Origin of the sequence: Kribbella monticola, assembly GCF_003261635.1 — a bacterium.
Lineage (GTDB): Bacteria > Actinomycetota > Actinomycetes > Propionibacteriales > Kribbellaceae > Kribbella > Kribbella monticola.
In genome coordinates, this window is record NZ_QFXK01000009.1 from 231,455 (window position 1) to 245,807 (window position 14,353).

A 14,353-nucleotide genomic window follows, 5' to 3' on the forward strand; every position below is an offset into this window, starting at 1 on the left:
ATGGATGCCGGCGGCAACCAACAGGCGGAGTCGCTGCGTGCCGCACTCGTCAGCCAAATGGTTGCCGAGGGCACCCTCCATGACAACCGGGTAGCCGCCGCGTTCCTGACCGTGCCGCGGCATGCGTTCGTGCCGATGGTCCCGCTGGCGGTCGCGTACGCCGACGACGTCGTGCTGATGAAACGCGACGAGTCAGGGGTGGCGATCTCGTCGGTGTCGCAGCCGTCGGTGGTCGCGCTGATGCTCGAACAGGCCGCGATTCAGCCCGGACACCGGGTGCTCGAGATCGGCTCGGGCGGGTACAACGCCGCTTTGCTCAGCGAACTGGTCAGGCCCGGGGGAACGGTCACCTCGATCGACATCGATCCTGAGGTGGTCGAGCGGGCTCGGCGCGGACTGGCCGCGGCGGGGTACGAGCAGGTGCGCGTGATGGTTGCCGACGGAGAGTTCGGATCGCCGGAGAGCGCTCCCTATGACCGGATCGTGGTCACGGTGACGGCCTGGGACATTCCGCCGGCCTGGGTCGCGCAGTTGGCCACGGGCGGGCGGGTCGTCGTACCGCTGAGGTTCCGCGGCCAGACCCGGTCGATCGCGCTGGATCTGGTGGACGGGCGGTTGGAGAGCCGGTCAATGCGGCTCTGCGGATTCGTTTGCATGCAGGGAGCCGGGGCGAGCTATGAACGCGTGATCGAGCTCGAGAAGGACACCGTCCGGCTCGGCTTCGACAGCGACCAGGAGATCGTCGAACTGCCTGCCGACATCCTGCGGCAGCCGTCCAGTCAGGTCTGGTCGGGCGTCGGCGCAGATCGCGAGGAACCGCTCTCCGACCTGAACCTGTGGCTCGCCGCCGCCCTCGATCAGTACTGCGTACTCGCAGCCGACCGCTCGGCGGTGAAGAAGCGCCGGGTCTCGCCGACCCCGCGCTGGGGCACCTCGGCAACGGTCGCCGACGGCACCCTCGCGTACCTGACTTCGCGCCCGGGCAAGGACAGGAACACGGTGGAACTCGGCGCCGTCGCTCACGGCCCGGCCGCCGAGGAGCGCGCAGAACAGCTCGTCCGCCAGATCCAGACCTTCGACACCCACCACCGCCACGGTCCCGGCCCGATGCTGACCATCTACCCGGCGCCCGCACCCGAGGAGGCAGAAGAAGCGAAGATCGGCTCTGCCGAAGCAGCTCGAGCGAGCGAGGTGGATGCCGAGCTGCCGGGTAGTTCGGTTCGGTTGTGGATCGAGCGGCCGCATTCCCGGATGGTCGTCAGCTGGCCGACGACCGGGTAGGCGCGGATCGCCGGTGTGACGCGGTTGATCAAGCGCGCTCTGAGCGGTTGGTCAACAGCCGGCGTGGGTTCAGCTGGTGGGGGGTTTGGGGCGGCCGGTGTTCTGGACGGTTTGCCAGAGTTCGTCGATGTCGGTGCGGTCTTCGAGTTCGGGCTTGTCGACCCAGCCACTGGCCCAGACGTTGTCGTCCTCGCGGGTGTCGAAGACAGACTCGGCGAAGGCGGCAGACCCGACGTACCGGGTGTCCTCCTCGGTCTTGTCGGCCACGGGGCCAGGTGCGGCAGGTGCGGGAGCCGCCGTACTCCGTGCTTTGGAGGAGCCGTCGACGACCGAGCGGGCGTACTTCTGGGCGTCGATGATGCCCAGGTCCTTCTCGTCGCAGATCAGCCGGACCGCGGCGACCTCGTTGCCGGTCGTCATCAGTTCGCGGATCCGGGCGTCGAGCTCGCCCTTGTTCTGCGGCGGCCGTTTGGCCTGCGGCGGCTGGTACGCCGGGACCCACGGCGGCGGAGCGGCCTGGAACGACGCCGCCTGGAACTGAGGTGGCTGGAACTGAGGCGGCTGGAATTGCGGCGGCTGGAACTGGCCGGGCGGTGCGTATCCGGTCTGCGGCCCTGCATACTGCTGGCCCGGCTGACCTTGCTGCCCCGGTCCCGACTGCTGGGCATACTGGCCCGGCCCAGTGATCTGCTGGCCGAAGCGGCCCGCCGTCTGGCCGGCCTGCATCAGTTGCTGGAGCATGCCCGACAACTGGGCCGAGGCTTGCGCGCGGCCGGGATCCTGCACCGGTCCGGCCGGTCGCACCACCTGGCCGGCCGAGTTGACCACCTGGCCGGGCGCCGGCGGACCGGACGTCGGCTGGGTGAACTGGCCCTGGAACTGGATCGGCACGTTGCCGCCCTGCTGGGCCTGGATCCGCTCGATCAGCTTCTGGACCCGCGGATTCGGCGTACCGGGGTTGCGTCCGCCCGTGCCGGTGGTCTTCTTGTTCACCGCCTTGACGATGAGGCCCACGACGATGACCACCACGAAGACGACGAACTGCTCCATCGCAGGCCTCCCGATCCACGACCGCGGACCCGCTGACGGCAGATCCTGCGTCCCTGCTGCTCAGCGTAGAGGCCCCGAGGGCGAGCGAGTCACCTCATACCTGCGCCGACCGCTACAATTCGGCGTACCGCTGATCACTTTCGAAGGGGAATCCCCGCGTGGCATCGACGAACGACCTGAAGAACGGCATGGTGCTCAACCTGGATGGGCAGCTGTGGTCCGTCGTCTGGTTCCAGCACCACAAGCCCGGTAAGGGCGGCGCCGTGATGCGCACCAAGCTGAAGAACGTGCTGTCCGGGAAGGTCGTCGACAAGACCTTCAACGCCGACGTCAAGGTCGAGGTGGCCAACGTCGACAAGCGCGACATGACGTACCTGTACAACGACGGCGGCTCCTACGTCTTCATGGACAGCTCGACCTACGAGCAGGTGCACATCAGCCCCGAGGTCGTGGGCGAGGCGTCGCACTTCCTGCTGGAGAACCAGGACGCGATCGTCGCCGTGCACGAGGACCTCCCGCTGTACGTCGAGCTCCCGGCCTCGGTCGAGCTCCTGGTGGAGTACACCGAGCCCGGTCTGCAGGGCGACCGCTCCACCGGCGGCACCAAGCCGGCCAAGCTGGAGACGGGCTACACGATCCAGGTTCCGCTGTTCCTGACCACCGGCGAGAAGGTCAAGGTGGACACCCGCACCGGGGACTACCTCGGCCGCGTCACGTCCTGAGCCCTCCACGCCGATACAGGAGCTGACAACAGAACATGTCTGCCCGGAGCAAGGCCCGTAAGCGCGCCCTCGACGTCTTGTACGAGTCGGAGGTGCGGGGGCTGCCCGTCGGTGGCACCCTGGCCGATCGGGTGGCCGACAACGATCCGCCGGTGAACGAGTTCACCGTGGCGCTGGTCGAGGGTGTCTCGGAGCACATTGACCAGATCGACGACCTGCTCAGCGCGCACTCGGTCGGCTGGACGCTGGACCGGATGCCCGCGGTGGACCGCAACATCCTGCGGATCGGGGCGTACGAGCTGTTGTTCGACGAGCAGGTGCCGGACGTCGTCGCGGTGAGCGAAGCGGTCTCGCTGGCGCGGGATCTGTCCACCGACGAGTCGCCGGCGTTCGTCAACGGCCTGCTGGCCCGGCTGCTGCAACTCAAGCCGACCCTCGGGGTCTGAGCCCGAGAAGCTCGTGAGGCCCGGTACCGCCACGGTGCGGCGCCGGGCCGTTCATGCGTCCCCGTTCGTCGGCGCGGGGGGAACGGCCCCGGCCTGGTACTGCGGTGTTGCCTGCTGCAGGTCTTGCGCCTCACAGGTGGTGCGGCGCCACGTCCTGCAGGTGATGCGGTGCAGCGGTGTTGCTGATGGTGCGGTGTTGCTGATGGTGCGGTGTTGCCGGTACTGCGGTGGTTCGGTGTTGCCGTTCTCAGCGGCCCGTCCCTGTGAAGAGGGGCGGGCAGGCGGCCGCGGGCAAGCTGCTACGAGCCCCGGCCGTCTCTCATTCCCGGTGGAGACTCAGGCGCCGGCTGCTTCGGCGTCCTCGACCTCTCCGCGGGCCTCCGGGTTCAGAACTCCCCAGGAGATGAAGCGCTCGGTCAAGGTGGTCGGCGACTCGTCGTAGATGACCGCCAGCGTGCGGAGGTCGTCCTGCCGAATCGACAGCACCTTGCCGTTGTAGTCGCCGCGCTGGGCCTGAATCGTGGCCGTGTAGCGCATCAGTGGACCTGCCTCGCTGGTGTCGAGGTGCTGAAGCGCCTCCAGGTCGAGAATCAACCTGGGCGGTGCCGCAGCGGCCGCGGCCGCGCTGGCCGAGCCGGGCAGCAGCTCACGCATCGGCACACCGAAGAAATCGGCGAGCTCGGCGAGCTTCTGAACGGTGACGGCCCGGTCGCCACGCTCGTACGAGCCGACGACGACCGCCTTCCAGCGACCCTTGGACTTTTCCTCGACCCCGTGCAAGGACAAACCTTGCTGCTGACGGATGGCGCGTAGTTTGGCGCCGAGTGACTTCGCGTATTCGCTAGGCACGCTGGATCTTCCCTCCAACTTTGTCTTGTCCGGCTCGTAATGGAACGGCCGGGTTGGCGAAACCCCCCATGGTTACACAGAGTAACAATATTCTGGTCGCGAGGCCAGCGTCAAGACGGCGTGTCACATCCGATACGATGTCAAGCGGTCCGAACGTCCTTTAAAGACCCGTCCAGAGAGGCGGGAAAGGAGGAACGGTAGCGATGAGCCCTGCCTCGGTACCTGTACCGCGCACAGTGCTGGATGCTTCCGACATTTCCCGGGCACTGACCCGGATCGCGCACGAGATCCTCGAGCGCAACCGGGGTGCCGACCCCGTCGTCCTGCTCGGCATCCCCACCCGCGGGGTGGGACTGGCGACCCGCATCTCCGAGCGGATCGCGGCCGTCGAAGGGCAGAGTGTGCCCACGGGGTCACTCGATGTGACGATGTACCGCGACGACATCGGCCTGAAACCGGCCCGCGCGCTCGAGCACACCGACATCCCGCCCGGTGGTATCGACGGCAAGGTCGTGGTCCTGGTCGACGACGTGCTGTTCTCCGGCCGGACGATCCGGGCCGCGCTGGACGCGATCGGCGACATCGGCCGGCCCAAGGCGGTCCAGCTGGCCGTCCTGGTCGACCGCGGCCACCGCGAACTGCCGATCCGCGCCGACTACGTCGGCAAGAACCTGCCGACCTCACTGGTCGAGCGGGTCACCGTGCACCTGACCGAGTACGACGGCGCCGACGCGGTGCTGATCGCCGACAAGACGCCGCTTGCGTCCGAACAACCGAGGGTCAGGACCAACGATTCTTCGGACGCAAGGGACGGGGTGAGGTTCTGATGCGCCATCTGCTGAGTGCGGGCGACCTGAGTCGCGACGAGGCCAACCTGATCCTGGACACCGCCGAGGAGATGCGCTCGCTGGCGGACCGGCCGATCAAGAAGCTGCCCGCCCTGCGCGGCCGGACCGTGGTGAACCTGTTCTTCGAGGACTCCACCCGGACCCGGATCTCGTTCGAGGCGGCGGCGAAGCGGCTGTCGGCCGATGTGATCAACTTCTCCGCCAAGGGCTCCAGCGTGAGCAAGGGCGAGAGCCTCAAGGACACCGCGCTCACGCTGCAGGCGATGGGTGCCGACGGCGTGGTCTGTCGGCACGGTTCCTCGGGCGCCCCGCATCTGCTCGCCACCTCGGGCTGGATGACCGGCTCGGTGGTGAACGCCGGCGACGGAACCCACGAGCACCCGACTCAGGCGCTGCTCGACGCGTTCACGATGCGCCGGCACCTCGGCTCGCTGGACGGCCGCCGGATCACCATCGTCGGCGACGTTCTGCACAGCCGGGTAGCGCGGTCCAACGTGTTGCTCTTGGCAACACTCGGCGCCGAAGTCACCGTGGTCGCGCCGCCGACGCTGCTGCCGGTCGACATGTCCGGCTGGCCCTGCGCCACGTCGTACGACCTGGACGCGACTCTGCCGAAGAGTGACGCGGTGATGATGCTGCGAGTGCAGCGCGAGCGGATGGGCGAGGCGTTCTTCCCGAGCGCCCGCGAGTACACCCGCCGGTACGGACTCGACGTGCACCGGATGGCGCAGTTGCCCGACGAGGCGATCGTGCTGCACCCCGGCCCGATGAACCGGGGAATGGAGATCAGTGCCGAAGTGGCCGACTCCACCCGCTCGGTGATCGTCGAGCAGGTCACGAACGGCGTGGCCATCCGGATGGCGGTCCTTTATCTGCTGTTGTCAGGAAGTAACGAAACCAGCGAGGAGTCGCAAGCATGACCGCGTACCTGATCACCGGAGCGTCGATCGTCGGGGAAGGTGTCGCGGACCTGCTGATCGACAACGGCGAGATCGTGGCCATCGGCAACGATCTGGACCGGCCCGAAGACGTCGAGATCGTCGACGGGAACGGCAAGATCGCGCTTCCTGGCCTGGTCGACCTGCACACTCACCTGCGCGAGCCGGGCCGCGAGGACGCGGAGACCGTTCTCACCGGGACCAGGGCCGCAGCGATGGGCGGGTTCACCGCGGTCTTCGCGATGGCCAACACCGACCCGGTCGCGGACACCGCCGGCGTGGTCGAGCAGGTCTGGCGGCTCGGCCGCGAGGCTGGGTACGCCGATGTCTACCCGATCGGGGCTGTCACGGTCGGCCGGCAGGGGACCCAACTCGCCGAGCTGGGCGCTATGGCCGACTCGGCCGCGCGCGTCCGCGTGTTCTCCGACGACGGCGACTGTGTCTGGGACGCGGCACTGATGCGGCGCGCGCTCGAGTACGTGAAGGCCTTCGGCGGCGTGATCGCGCAGCACGCGCAGGAGCCGCGGCTGACCCAGGGCGCGCAGATGAACGAGGGAGCGCTCTCCGGCGTTCTCGGCCTGACCGGCTGGCCGAGTGTCGCCGAGGAATCGATCATCGCCCGCGACATCCTGCTGAACGCCCACGTCGGCTCCAAGCTGCACATCTGCCACCTGTCCACCAAGGGCTCGGTCGAGATCGTCCGGGCCGCCAAGAAGCGCGGCCTCGAGGTCACCGCGGAGGTGACGCCGCACCACCTGCTGCTCACCGAAGACCTGCTGACCTCGTACAACCCGGTCTTCAAGGTGAACCCGCCGCTGCGGACGAAGGCCGACGTCGAGGCGGTCCGCGAGGGCCTCGCCGACGGCACGATCGACATCGTCGCCACCGACCACGCGCCGCACCCGGTAGAGGACAAGGACTGCGAGTGGAGCGCCGCGGCGTTCGGGATGACCGGGCTGGAGACCGCTCTCTCGGTGGTCCAGCACGCGATGATCGACACCAAGCTGATGACGTGGGCCGACCTCGCCGACCGGATGAGCTACCGGCCGGCCGCGATCGGCCAGATCGGCGAACACGGCCGGCCGCTCGAGGTCGGTGCGCCCGCGAACGTGACCCTGGTCGACCCGGGTGTCGAGCGCACCGTCGTACCGGGGGAGTCGGCTTCGCTGTCGCGGAACACTCCGTTCGACGGCATGAAGTTGCCTGGTCAGGTGGTTGCCACCTTCCTGCGGGGTACGCCGACCGTTCTGGACGGGAAGCTGACCCGGTGAAGACGGTCCTGGCAATACTCGGCACGCTCGCGGTGATCGGGGGTGGCTGGTACGGCATGTACCGCGGCTGGCGCAATCGCCAGGCGCGGCAGGCCGATCTCGCCCCGCTGCCACCCGTGCCGCCGACCGACAAGATCACCGGTGTCGAAGGCGTGTACGTCGCGACGACGACCGCCGGCGACTGGATGGACCGGATCGCCGTGCACGAACTCGGTGTCCGCAGCAACGCCGACCTGGACGTCAACCCGGCCGGCCTGATCTTCCACCGCCAAGGCGCCGCGGACGTGTTCATCCCGGCCGACCGGCTGACCGGCGTACGGACCGACCGCGGTATCGCGGGCAAGGTGACCGCCGAGGCGTCCGGGCTGGTGGTCGTCACCTGGAACCACGACGGGCATCAGCTCGACACCGGTTTCCGGCCGCGCCGCAAGGCCGACACCGCTTCCCTGACCGATTCCATCTCGACCCTGATCGGAGCCGAGCAATGAGCCAGGCTGCCCTGAAACCGGCCCAGAAGCCGGCCCTGCTGGTCCTCGAGGACGGCCGCGCGTTCGCGGGTACGTCGTACGGTGCGACCGGCGAGACCTTCGGCGAGGCGGTGTTCACCACCGGGATGACCGGCTACCAGGAGACGCTGACCGACCCGTCGTACCACCGCCAGATCGTCACCCAGACCGCGCCGCACATCGGCAACACCGGGGTGAACGACGAGGACGACGAGTCGACCAAGATCTGGGTCGCCGGGTACGTCGTCCGCGACCCGGCCCGGGTCTCGTCCAACTGGCGCGCGAAGCGCTCTCTCGACGAGCAGCTCAAGGCCCAGGGCATCGTCGGGATCTCCGGGATCGACACCCGCGCGCTCACCCGGCACCTGCGCGAACGCGGCGCGATGCGGGCCGGGATCTCGACCGAGATCCTCGATCCGGCGGCGTTGCTGGCGAAGGTGCTCGAGCAGCCGCAGATGGCCGGCGCGGATCTCGCCGCCGAGGTGACCGCGGCCGAGGCGTACGTCGTACCGGCTGAAGGCTCGAAGAAGTTCACCGTCGTGGCGCTCGACCTCGGCATCAAGACGATGACGCCGAAGCGGATGGCCGAGCGCGGCATCGAGGTACACGTCCTCCCGGCCACGGCCTCGCTGGAGGAGGTGCTCGCGGTGAAGCCCGACGGCATCTTCATGAGCAACGGCCCCGGCGACCCGGAGACCACCGAGCACCCGACGACGCTGCTGAAAGCCCTGCTGGAGCAGGGGATTCCGTACTTCGGGATCTGCTTCGGCAACCAGGTCTTCGGGCGCGCGCTCGGACTGGGCACCTTCAAGCTCAAGTACGGCCACCGCGGGATCAACCAGCCGGTGCTCGACCGGGCCACCGGGAAGGTCGAGATCACCGCGCAGAACCACGGCTTCGCGGTCGACGCGCCGCTGGACGAAGGCGTGGAGACGCCGTACGGCGTGGCCGAGGTGAGCCACGTGTCGCTCAACGACAACGTCGTCGAAGGGCTGAAGCTGACCGGTCGGGACGGGAAACCGCTCGCGTTCTCGGTCCAGTACCACCCCGAGGCCGCGGCGGGTCCGCACGACTCCGCCTACCTCTTCGACCGTTTCGTTGAGCTGATGGAAGGACGTAGCTGATGCCACGCCGTACAGACATCCAATCGGTGCTGGTGATCGGCTCCGGCCCGATCGTGATCGGCCAGGCCTGCGAGTTCGACTACTCCGGCACCCAGGCCTGCCGGGTGCTGAAGGAGGAGGGCTTCCGGGTCATTCTGGTGAACTCCAACCCGGCCACGATCATGACGGACCCGGAGTTCGCCGACGCGACGTACGTCGAGCCGATCACCCCGCAGTTCGTCGAGAAGGTGATCGAGAAGGAGCGCCCGGACGTCCTGCTCGCCACCCTGGGCGGCCAGACCGCTCTGAACGCAGCAATCGCTCTCCACGAGAACGGCGTGCTGGAGAAATACGGCGTCGAGCTGATCGGCGCCTCCGTCGACGCGATCCAGCGTGGCGAGAACCGCGAGTCGTTCAAGGCGATCGTGGAGAAGCTGGGCGCCGAGACCGCGCGTTCCCACGTCTGCCACACGATGGACGACGTACTCGGCGCGGCCGACGCGATGGGCTACCCGCTGGTCATCCGGCCGTCGTTCACGATGGGCGGCGTCGGCTCGGGGATGGCGTACGACGAGGCGGATCTGCGCCGGATCGCCGGGGCCGGCCTGACCGCCAGCCCGACCACCGAGGTGCTGATCGAGGAGTCGATCGTCGGCTGGAAGGAGTACGAGCTGGAGGTGATGCGCGACAAGGCGGACAACGTCGTGATCATCTGCTCGATCGAGAACGTCGACCCGATGGGCGTGCACACCGGCGACTCGGTCACGGTCGCGCCGGCGATGACGCTGACCGACCGCGAGTACCAGACCATGCGGGACCTTGCCATCGGCATCATTCGCGAGGTCGGCGTCGACACCGGCGGCTGCAACATCCAGTTCGCGGTCGACCCGTCCGACGGCCGGCTGATCGTGATCGAGATGAACCCGCGGGTGTCCCGGTCGTCGGCGCTGGCGTCGAAGGCGACCGGCTTCCCGATCGCGAAGATCGCGGCGAAGGTTGCCATCGGCTACACCCTGGACGAGATCCCGAACGACATCACCCAGCAGACCCCGGCGAGCTTCGAGCCGACGCTGGACTACGTGGTGGTGAAGGTGCCGCGGTTCGCGTTCGAGAAGTTCCCGGCCGCCGACGCGACGCTGACCACGCACATGAAGAGCGTCGGCGAGGCGATGGCGATCGGCCGCAACTACACCGAGGCGCTGCAGAAGGCCCTGCGGTCGCTGGAGAAGCCCGAGGCCCGGTTCTCCTGGGCCGAGCCGCCGGCCTCCGAGCTCGAACCGTTGCTGGAGGCAATCAAGACGCCGCACGACGGCCGGCTGCGCACGGTGATGGACGCGATCCGGGCCGGGGCGACGCCGGAGCAGATCAACGACGCCACCAGGATCGACCCCTGGTTCATCGACCAGCTGTACCTGATCCACGAGACCGCCGGAGCCGTCGCGGCCGCACCGAGGCTGACCCCGGAGATCCTGAAGCTCGCCAAGCGGCACGGGTTCTCCGATCTCCAGCTGGCCGAGATCCGCGGCCTGGCCGAGGACGTCGTACGGGGTGTCCGGCAGGCGCTCGGGATCCGGCCGGTCTACAAGACCGTGGACACCTGCGCGGCCGAGTTCGCGGCGGCCACGCCGTACCACTACTCGTCGTACGACGAGGAGTCCGAGGTGGCGCCGCGGGAGAAGCCCGCCGTGCTGATCCTCGGTTCCGGTCCGAACCGGATCGGGCAGGGGATCGAGTTCGACTACTCCTGTGTGCACGCGTCGATGGCACTGCGCGAAGCCGGCTACTGCACCGTGATGGTGAACTGCAACCCGGAGACGGTCTCGACCGACTACGACACCTCCGACCGGCTGTACTTCGAGCCGCTCACCTGCGAGGACGTGCTCGAGATCGTGCACGCCGAGATGCAGGCGGGTCCGGTCGCCGGAGTCATCGTGCAGCTGGGCGGCCAGACCCCGCTCGGGCTGGCGCAGCGTCTGGCGGACGCGGGTGTGCCGATCGTCGGGACATCGCCGGAAGCCATTCACCTGGCCGAGGAGCGGGGCGCCTTCGGCAAGGTGCTCGCCGACGCTTCGCTGCCGGCGCCCAAGCACGGTACGGCGATGTCGTTCGACGAAGCGCAGGCGATCGCGGCAGAGATCGGTTTCCCCGTTCTCGTCAGGCCGTCGTACGTGCTCGGTGGGCGTGGCATGGAGATCGTGTACTCCGAAGGCGAGCTGACCGCTGCTCTGCGGCGGCTCAGCGGCGACGCGCTCGCGGCGAACTGGGAGCACCCGGTGCTCATCGACCGGTTCCTCGACGACGCGGTGGAGATCGACGTCGACGGGCTCTTCGACGGGACCGAGTTGTTCCTCGGCGGCGTGATGGAGCACATCGAGGAAGCAGGTGTGCACTCGGGCGACTCGTCCTGCGCGCTGCCGCCGATCACCTTGGGCAACGCGGACATCGAGAAGATTCGGGTCTCGACGGAGGCGATCGCCCGCGGCGTCGGCGTACGGGGGCTGCTGAACGTCCAGTACGCCCTGGCTGGTGACGTGCTCTACGTGCTGGAGGCGAACCCGCGCGCTTCGCGGACCGTGCCGTTCGTGTCCAAGGCGACCGCGACACCGCTGGCGAAGGCTGCCGCGCGAGTGATGCTCGGGGCAACAATCGCCGTACTGCGTGAGGAAGGCATGCTGCCCGCCGTCGGCGACGGTGGGACGCTGCCGGCCTCGACGCCGATCGCGGTGAAGGAAGCCGTGATGCCGTTCAACCGGTTCCGGACCATCGACGGCTCGTCGGTCGACACCGTGCTCGGGCCGGAGATGCGCTCCACCGGTGAGGTGATGGGCATCGACGAGACGTTCGGTACGGCGTTCGCCAAGTCGCAGGCCGGCGCGTCGCAGCCGTTGCCCGGGTCGGGCAAGGTGTTCGTGTCGGTCGCCAACCGGGACAAGCGGCACATGATCTTCCCGGTCAAGCGGCTGGCGGATCTCGGCTTCGAGATCTACGCGACCGAAGGCACTGCCGACGTACTGCGGCGCAACGGGGTCGAGTCGGTCACGGTTCGCAAGAGCAGTCAGGGTCCGGGGCCGAACGGTGAGCCGACGATCGTGCAGATGGTCCAGGACGGCGAGCTGAACCTGATCGTCAACACCCCGATCGGGATCACCCAGGGCGGTTCGCCGCGCATCGACGGGTATGAGATCCGCAGCGCGGCGGTGGCACGGAACATCCCGTGCATCACCACGGTGCAAGGGCTCGCGGCTGCGGTCCAGGGCATCGAGGCACAACAGGCCGGCGACATCGGAGTGCGCTCTCTCCAGGACTGGGCCTCCCGAATCCGCGGCATCGCCGACACGACAGCCGACAGCTCAGCAGCCGGCGATGCCGTGGCTGATGCCTCGGTGGAAAGCTGAGTGGCGTGACCGCGTTTCCCCTTTACCGCAAGGTGGTCCGGCCGGTGCTCTACCGGCTGGGCCAGGGGGACGCGGAGGTCGCGCATGAGCAGACGCTCCACGGACTGCAGCGGCTGAGTCGCGTTCCCGGCGCGGTGAGCGCTCTCTCGCGCAGCTACGGTTCTCTCCCGGCCGGCCTGGCGCGCACCGTCTTCGGGGTGCGTTTCCCGGGTCCGGTCGGGCTGGCCGCAGGGATGGACAAGAACGGCATCGCCCTACCGGCCTGGCGCGTGCTCGGCTTCGGCTTCGTCGAGGTCGGCACGGTCACGGCGCAACCCCAGCCAGGGAACCCGAAGCCGCGCTTGTTCCGGTTGGTCGAGAGCGAGGCCGTGATCAACCGGATGGGGTTCAACAACCTCGGCTCGGCGGCGCTGGCGGACCGGCTCGCGGCGTACGGCGATCTCGGTTACCCACTCGGCATCTCGATCGGCAAGTCGAAGGTGACGCCGCTGGAGGATGCGGTCGAGGACTACGTCACCTCGCTGCGACGGCTCTACCGGTACGGCGACTACTTCGCGGTCAACGTGAGTTCGCCCAATACCCCGGGATTGCGCTCTCTGCAGGACTCCGGACACCTCCGCGAACTGCTCAGCGCACTGCACGCCGAGGCCGCATCCCTGGCAACCGGCGGTCGTGGCCCGAAGCCGATCCTGGTCAAGATCGCACCGGATCTGACCGAGCCGGCGATCGACGAACTGCTCGGCGTCTGCACCGACGTCGGTGTCGCCGGGATCATCGCGACCAACACGACGATCGGCCGCTCGGGTCTCGCTGCTGCCGATGAACGGCTGGCGGGCGAAGCCGGCGGTCTGTCCGGCAGGCCGCTGACCGAGACCTCGGCCAAGGTGGTCGCGCACATCCACGCGGAAACGCAGGGAGCGCTCCCCATCATCGGCGTCGGTGGGATCCTCGATCCGTCCGACGCCGCCCGCCTGCTGGACGCGGGCGCGAGCCTCGTCCAGCTGTACACCGGCTTGATCTACCGCGGTCCCGGCCTGGTACGCCGGACGAACCGCCTTCTGGAGCATCGATGAGAGAGCGAGAACGCCCCATGAGCAGCCAGCCCTTCGGCACCCGTCTGCGCGCCGCCATGAACCAGCGCGGCCCGCTCTGCGTCGGAATCGACCCGCACCAGCATCTCCTCGACCAGTGGGGCCTGCCCGACACCGCTGAGAGCCTGGCGTCCTTCACGTACGGCGTGGTCGACGCGCTGGCCGAGCACGTCGCTGTGTTCAAGCCCCAGTCCGCCTTCTTCGAGCGCTTCGGCTCGGCCGGCATCGCAGTACTGGAAGAGGCCACGATCCGCCTCCGTGACGCCGGCGCCCTGGTGATCATCGACGCCAAGCGCGGCGACATCGGCTCGACGATGGCCGGCTATGCCGCCGCGTACCTCGCCGAGAAGGGCCCGCTGGCCTGCGACGCGCTCACGGTCAGCCCGTACCTCGGCTTCGGCTCGCTGCAGCCGGCGATCGACGAGGCCCGCGCTGCCGGCGCCGGCCTCTTCGTTCTCGCGCTCACGTCCAACCCCGAGGGCCCCCAGTTCCAGTCCGCCCGTACGACGGCCGGCCCGACCGTGGCAGGCGCCGTACTCGACGGCCTCCGCGACCTCAACGCCGACGCCGAGGACCTCGGCTCCTTCGGCGCCGTCGTCGGCGCGACCATCAAGTCCACAGGGGAGAACCTGGACATCCGCGGCCCCCTCCTCGCCCCCGGCCTCGGCGCCCAGGGCGGCACCGCCGCCGGCCTCACCAAGGTCTTCGGCACCGCCGTCCACAACGTAGTCCCCTCCAGCTCCCGAGAAATCCTCGCCGCCGGCCCCACCCCCGCCGCCCTCCAGGATGCAGCCGCCCGCTCCAACGACACCTTCCGAGCCGCCCTCGGCTACTGACCCCTCTCGCAGTGGGG

Annotated in this window: 13 protein-coding genes; 11 read left to right on the plus strand and 2 right to left on the minus strand. The window is 68.6% G+C overall.

All coding sequences use genetic code 11. The features are described from left to right. Nucleotides 1–1,281 (plus strand): methyltransferase, FxLD system, encoded by a 1,281-nt coding sequence (fxlM, locus tag DIZ26_RS04715; RefSeq protein ID WP_112238075.1) that lies wholly within the window; start codon nucleotides 1–3, stop codon nucleotides 1,279–1,281. A 69-nt stretch (nucleotides 1,282–1,350) separates the two neighbouring features. Here the strand turns inward: fxlM and DIZ26_RS04720 are convergent, their stop codons facing one another. Next, nucleotides 1,351–2,331 (minus strand): hypothetical protein, encoded by a 981-nt coding sequence (locus tag DIZ26_RS04720; protein WP_112238077.1) that lies wholly within the window; start codon nucleotides 2,329–2,331, stop codon nucleotides 1,351–1,353. 158 nt (nucleotides 2,332–2,489) lie between these two features. Here DIZ26_RS04720 and efp point away from each other — a divergent pair, with 158 nt between their 5' ends. Both efp and nusB read left to right on the plus strand, forming a co-directional pair. After that, nucleotides 2,490–3,053 carry an elongation factor P gene (gene efp / locus DIZ26_RS04725; protein WP_112238079.1) on the plus strand — a complete coding sequence of 188 codons (564 nt, stop codon included), beginning with the start codon at nucleotides 2,490–2,492 and terminating at the stop codon, nucleotides 3,051–3,053. Nucleotides 3,054–3,088: 35 nt separating this feature from the next. Further along, the gene (gene nusB, locus DIZ26_RS04730; RefSeq protein ID WP_112238081.1) at nucleotides 3,089–3,499 is read left to right on the plus strand and encodes a transcription antitermination factor NusB; all 411 of its coding nucleotides are present in this window, start codon (nucleotides 3,089–3,091) and stop codon (nucleotides 3,497–3,499) included. Between the two features lie 336 nt (nucleotides 3,500–3,835). On the opposite strand, the gene bldD is transcribed toward nusB, so the two are convergent. After that, the gene (bldD, locus tag DIZ26_RS04735) at nucleotides 3,836–4,348 is read right to left on the minus strand and encodes a transcriptional regulator BldD (RefSeq protein WP_112238083.1); all 513 of its coding nucleotides are present in this window, start codon (nucleotides 4,346–4,348) and stop codon (nucleotides 3,836–3,838) included. 203 nt (nucleotides 4,349–4,551) lie between these two features. Here bldD and pyrR point away from each other — a divergent pair, with 203 nt between their 5' ends. Genes pyrR through pyrF form a run of 8 tightly spaced genes read left to right on the plus strand, consistent with a single transcriptional unit; the run spans nucleotide 4,552 to nucleotide 14,336 of the window. Continuing rightward, the gene (pyrR, locus tag DIZ26_RS04740; protein WP_112238085.1) at nucleotides 4,552–5,175 is read left to right on the plus strand and encodes a bifunctional pyr operon transcriptional regulator/uracil phosphoribosyltransferase PyrR; all 624 of its coding nucleotides are present in this window, start codon (nucleotides 4,552–4,554) and stop codon (nucleotides 5,173–5,175) included. Then, a complete protein-coding gene (locus tag DIZ26_RS04745; protein ID WP_198675896.1) occupies nucleotides 5,175–6,116 on the plus strand; it encodes an aspartate carbamoyltransferase catalytic subunit in 942 nt (313 codons plus the stop codon). Before pyrR ends, DIZ26_RS04745 begins: the two co-directional genes overlap by 1 nt. Beyond that, a complete protein-coding gene (locus tag DIZ26_RS04750; RefSeq protein ID WP_112238089.1) occupies nucleotides 6,113–7,405 on the plus strand; it encodes a dihydroorotase in 1,293 nt (430 codons plus the stop codon). The genes DIZ26_RS04745 and DIZ26_RS04750 overlap by 4 nt, the downstream gene beginning before the upstream one ends. Next, entirely contained in the window at nucleotides 7,402–7,893 is a 492-nt protein-coding gene (locus DIZ26_RS04755) for a PH-like domain-containing protein (protein WP_112238091.1), read from the plus strand. Before DIZ26_RS04750 ends, DIZ26_RS04755 begins: the two co-directional genes overlap by 4 nt. Beyond that, nucleotides 7,890–9,035, plus strand: coding sequence for a glutamine-hydrolyzing carbamoyl-phosphate synthase small subunit (gene carA / locus DIZ26_RS04760; RefSeq protein ID WP_112238093.1), 1,146 nt, complete (start codon nucleotides 7,890–7,892; stop codon nucleotides 9,033–9,035). The genes DIZ26_RS04755 and carA overlap by 4 nt, the downstream gene beginning before the upstream one ends. Continuing rightward, nucleotides 9,035–12,409, plus strand: a complete 3,375-nt coding sequence (carB, locus tag DIZ26_RS04765) for a carbamoyl-phosphate synthase large subunit (RefSeq protein WP_112238095.1) — start codon at nucleotides 9,035–9,037, stop codon at nucleotides 12,407–12,409. The genes carA and carB overlap by 1 nt, the downstream gene beginning before the upstream one ends. Nucleotides 12,410–12,414: 5 nt before the next feature. Beyond that, nucleotides 12,415–13,482 carry a quinone-dependent dihydroorotate dehydrogenase gene (locus DIZ26_RS04770; protein ID WP_112238097.1) on the plus strand — a complete coding sequence of 356 codons (1,068 nt, stop codon included), beginning with the start codon at nucleotides 12,415–12,417 and terminating at the stop codon, nucleotides 13,480–13,482. Between the two features lie 17 nt (nucleotides 13,483–13,499). After that, on the plus strand, nucleotides 13,500–14,336 hold the full coding sequence (gene pyrF, locus DIZ26_RS04775; protein WP_112238099.1) for an orotidine-5'-phosphate decarboxylase: 837 nt from the start codon (nucleotides 13,500–13,502) through the stop codon (nucleotides 14,334–14,336). Nucleotides 14,337–14,353: the final 17 nt, after the last annotated feature.

What these genes read in the sequence shown, in the direction of transcription:
- carB (WP_112238095.1), top strand. Translation starts at nt 9,035, where the DNA reads ATGCCACGCCGTACAGACATCCAATCGGTGCTGGTGATCGGCTCCGGC.
- carA (WP_112238093.1), top strand. Translation starts at nt 7,890, where the DNA reads ATGAGCCAGGCTGCCCTGAAACCGGCCCAGAAGCCGGCCCTGCTGGTC.
- DIZ26_RS04750 (WP_112238089.1), top strand. Translation starts at nt 6,113, where the DNA reads ATGACCGCGTACCTGATCACCGGAGCGTCGATCGTCGGGGAAGGTGTC.
- nusB (WP_112238081.1), top strand. Translation starts at nt 3,089, where the DNA reads ATGTCTGCCCGGAGCAAGGCCCGTAAGCGCGCCCTCGACGTCTTGTAC.
- pyrR (WP_112238085.1), top strand. Translation starts at nt 4,552, where the DNA reads ATGAGCCCTGCCTCGGTACCTGTACCGCGCACAGTGCTGGATGCTTCC.
- fxlM (WP_112238075.1), top strand. Translation starts at nt 1, where the DNA reads ATGGATGCCGGCGGCAACCAACAGGCGGAGTCGCTGCGTGCCGCACTC.
- pyrF (WP_112238099.1), top strand. Translation starts at nt 13,500, where the DNA reads ATGAGCAGCCAGCCCTTCGGCACCCGTCTGCGCGCCGCCATGAACCAG.
- DIZ26_RS04720 (WP_112238077.1), bottom strand. Translation starts at nt 2,331, where the DNA reads ATGGAGCAGTTCGTCGTCTTCGTGGTGGTCATCGTCGTGGGCCTCATC.
- DIZ26_RS04745 (WP_198675896.1), top strand. Translation starts at nt 5,175, where the DNA reads ATGCGCCATCTGCTGAGTGCGGGCGACCTGAGTCGCGACGAGGCCAAC.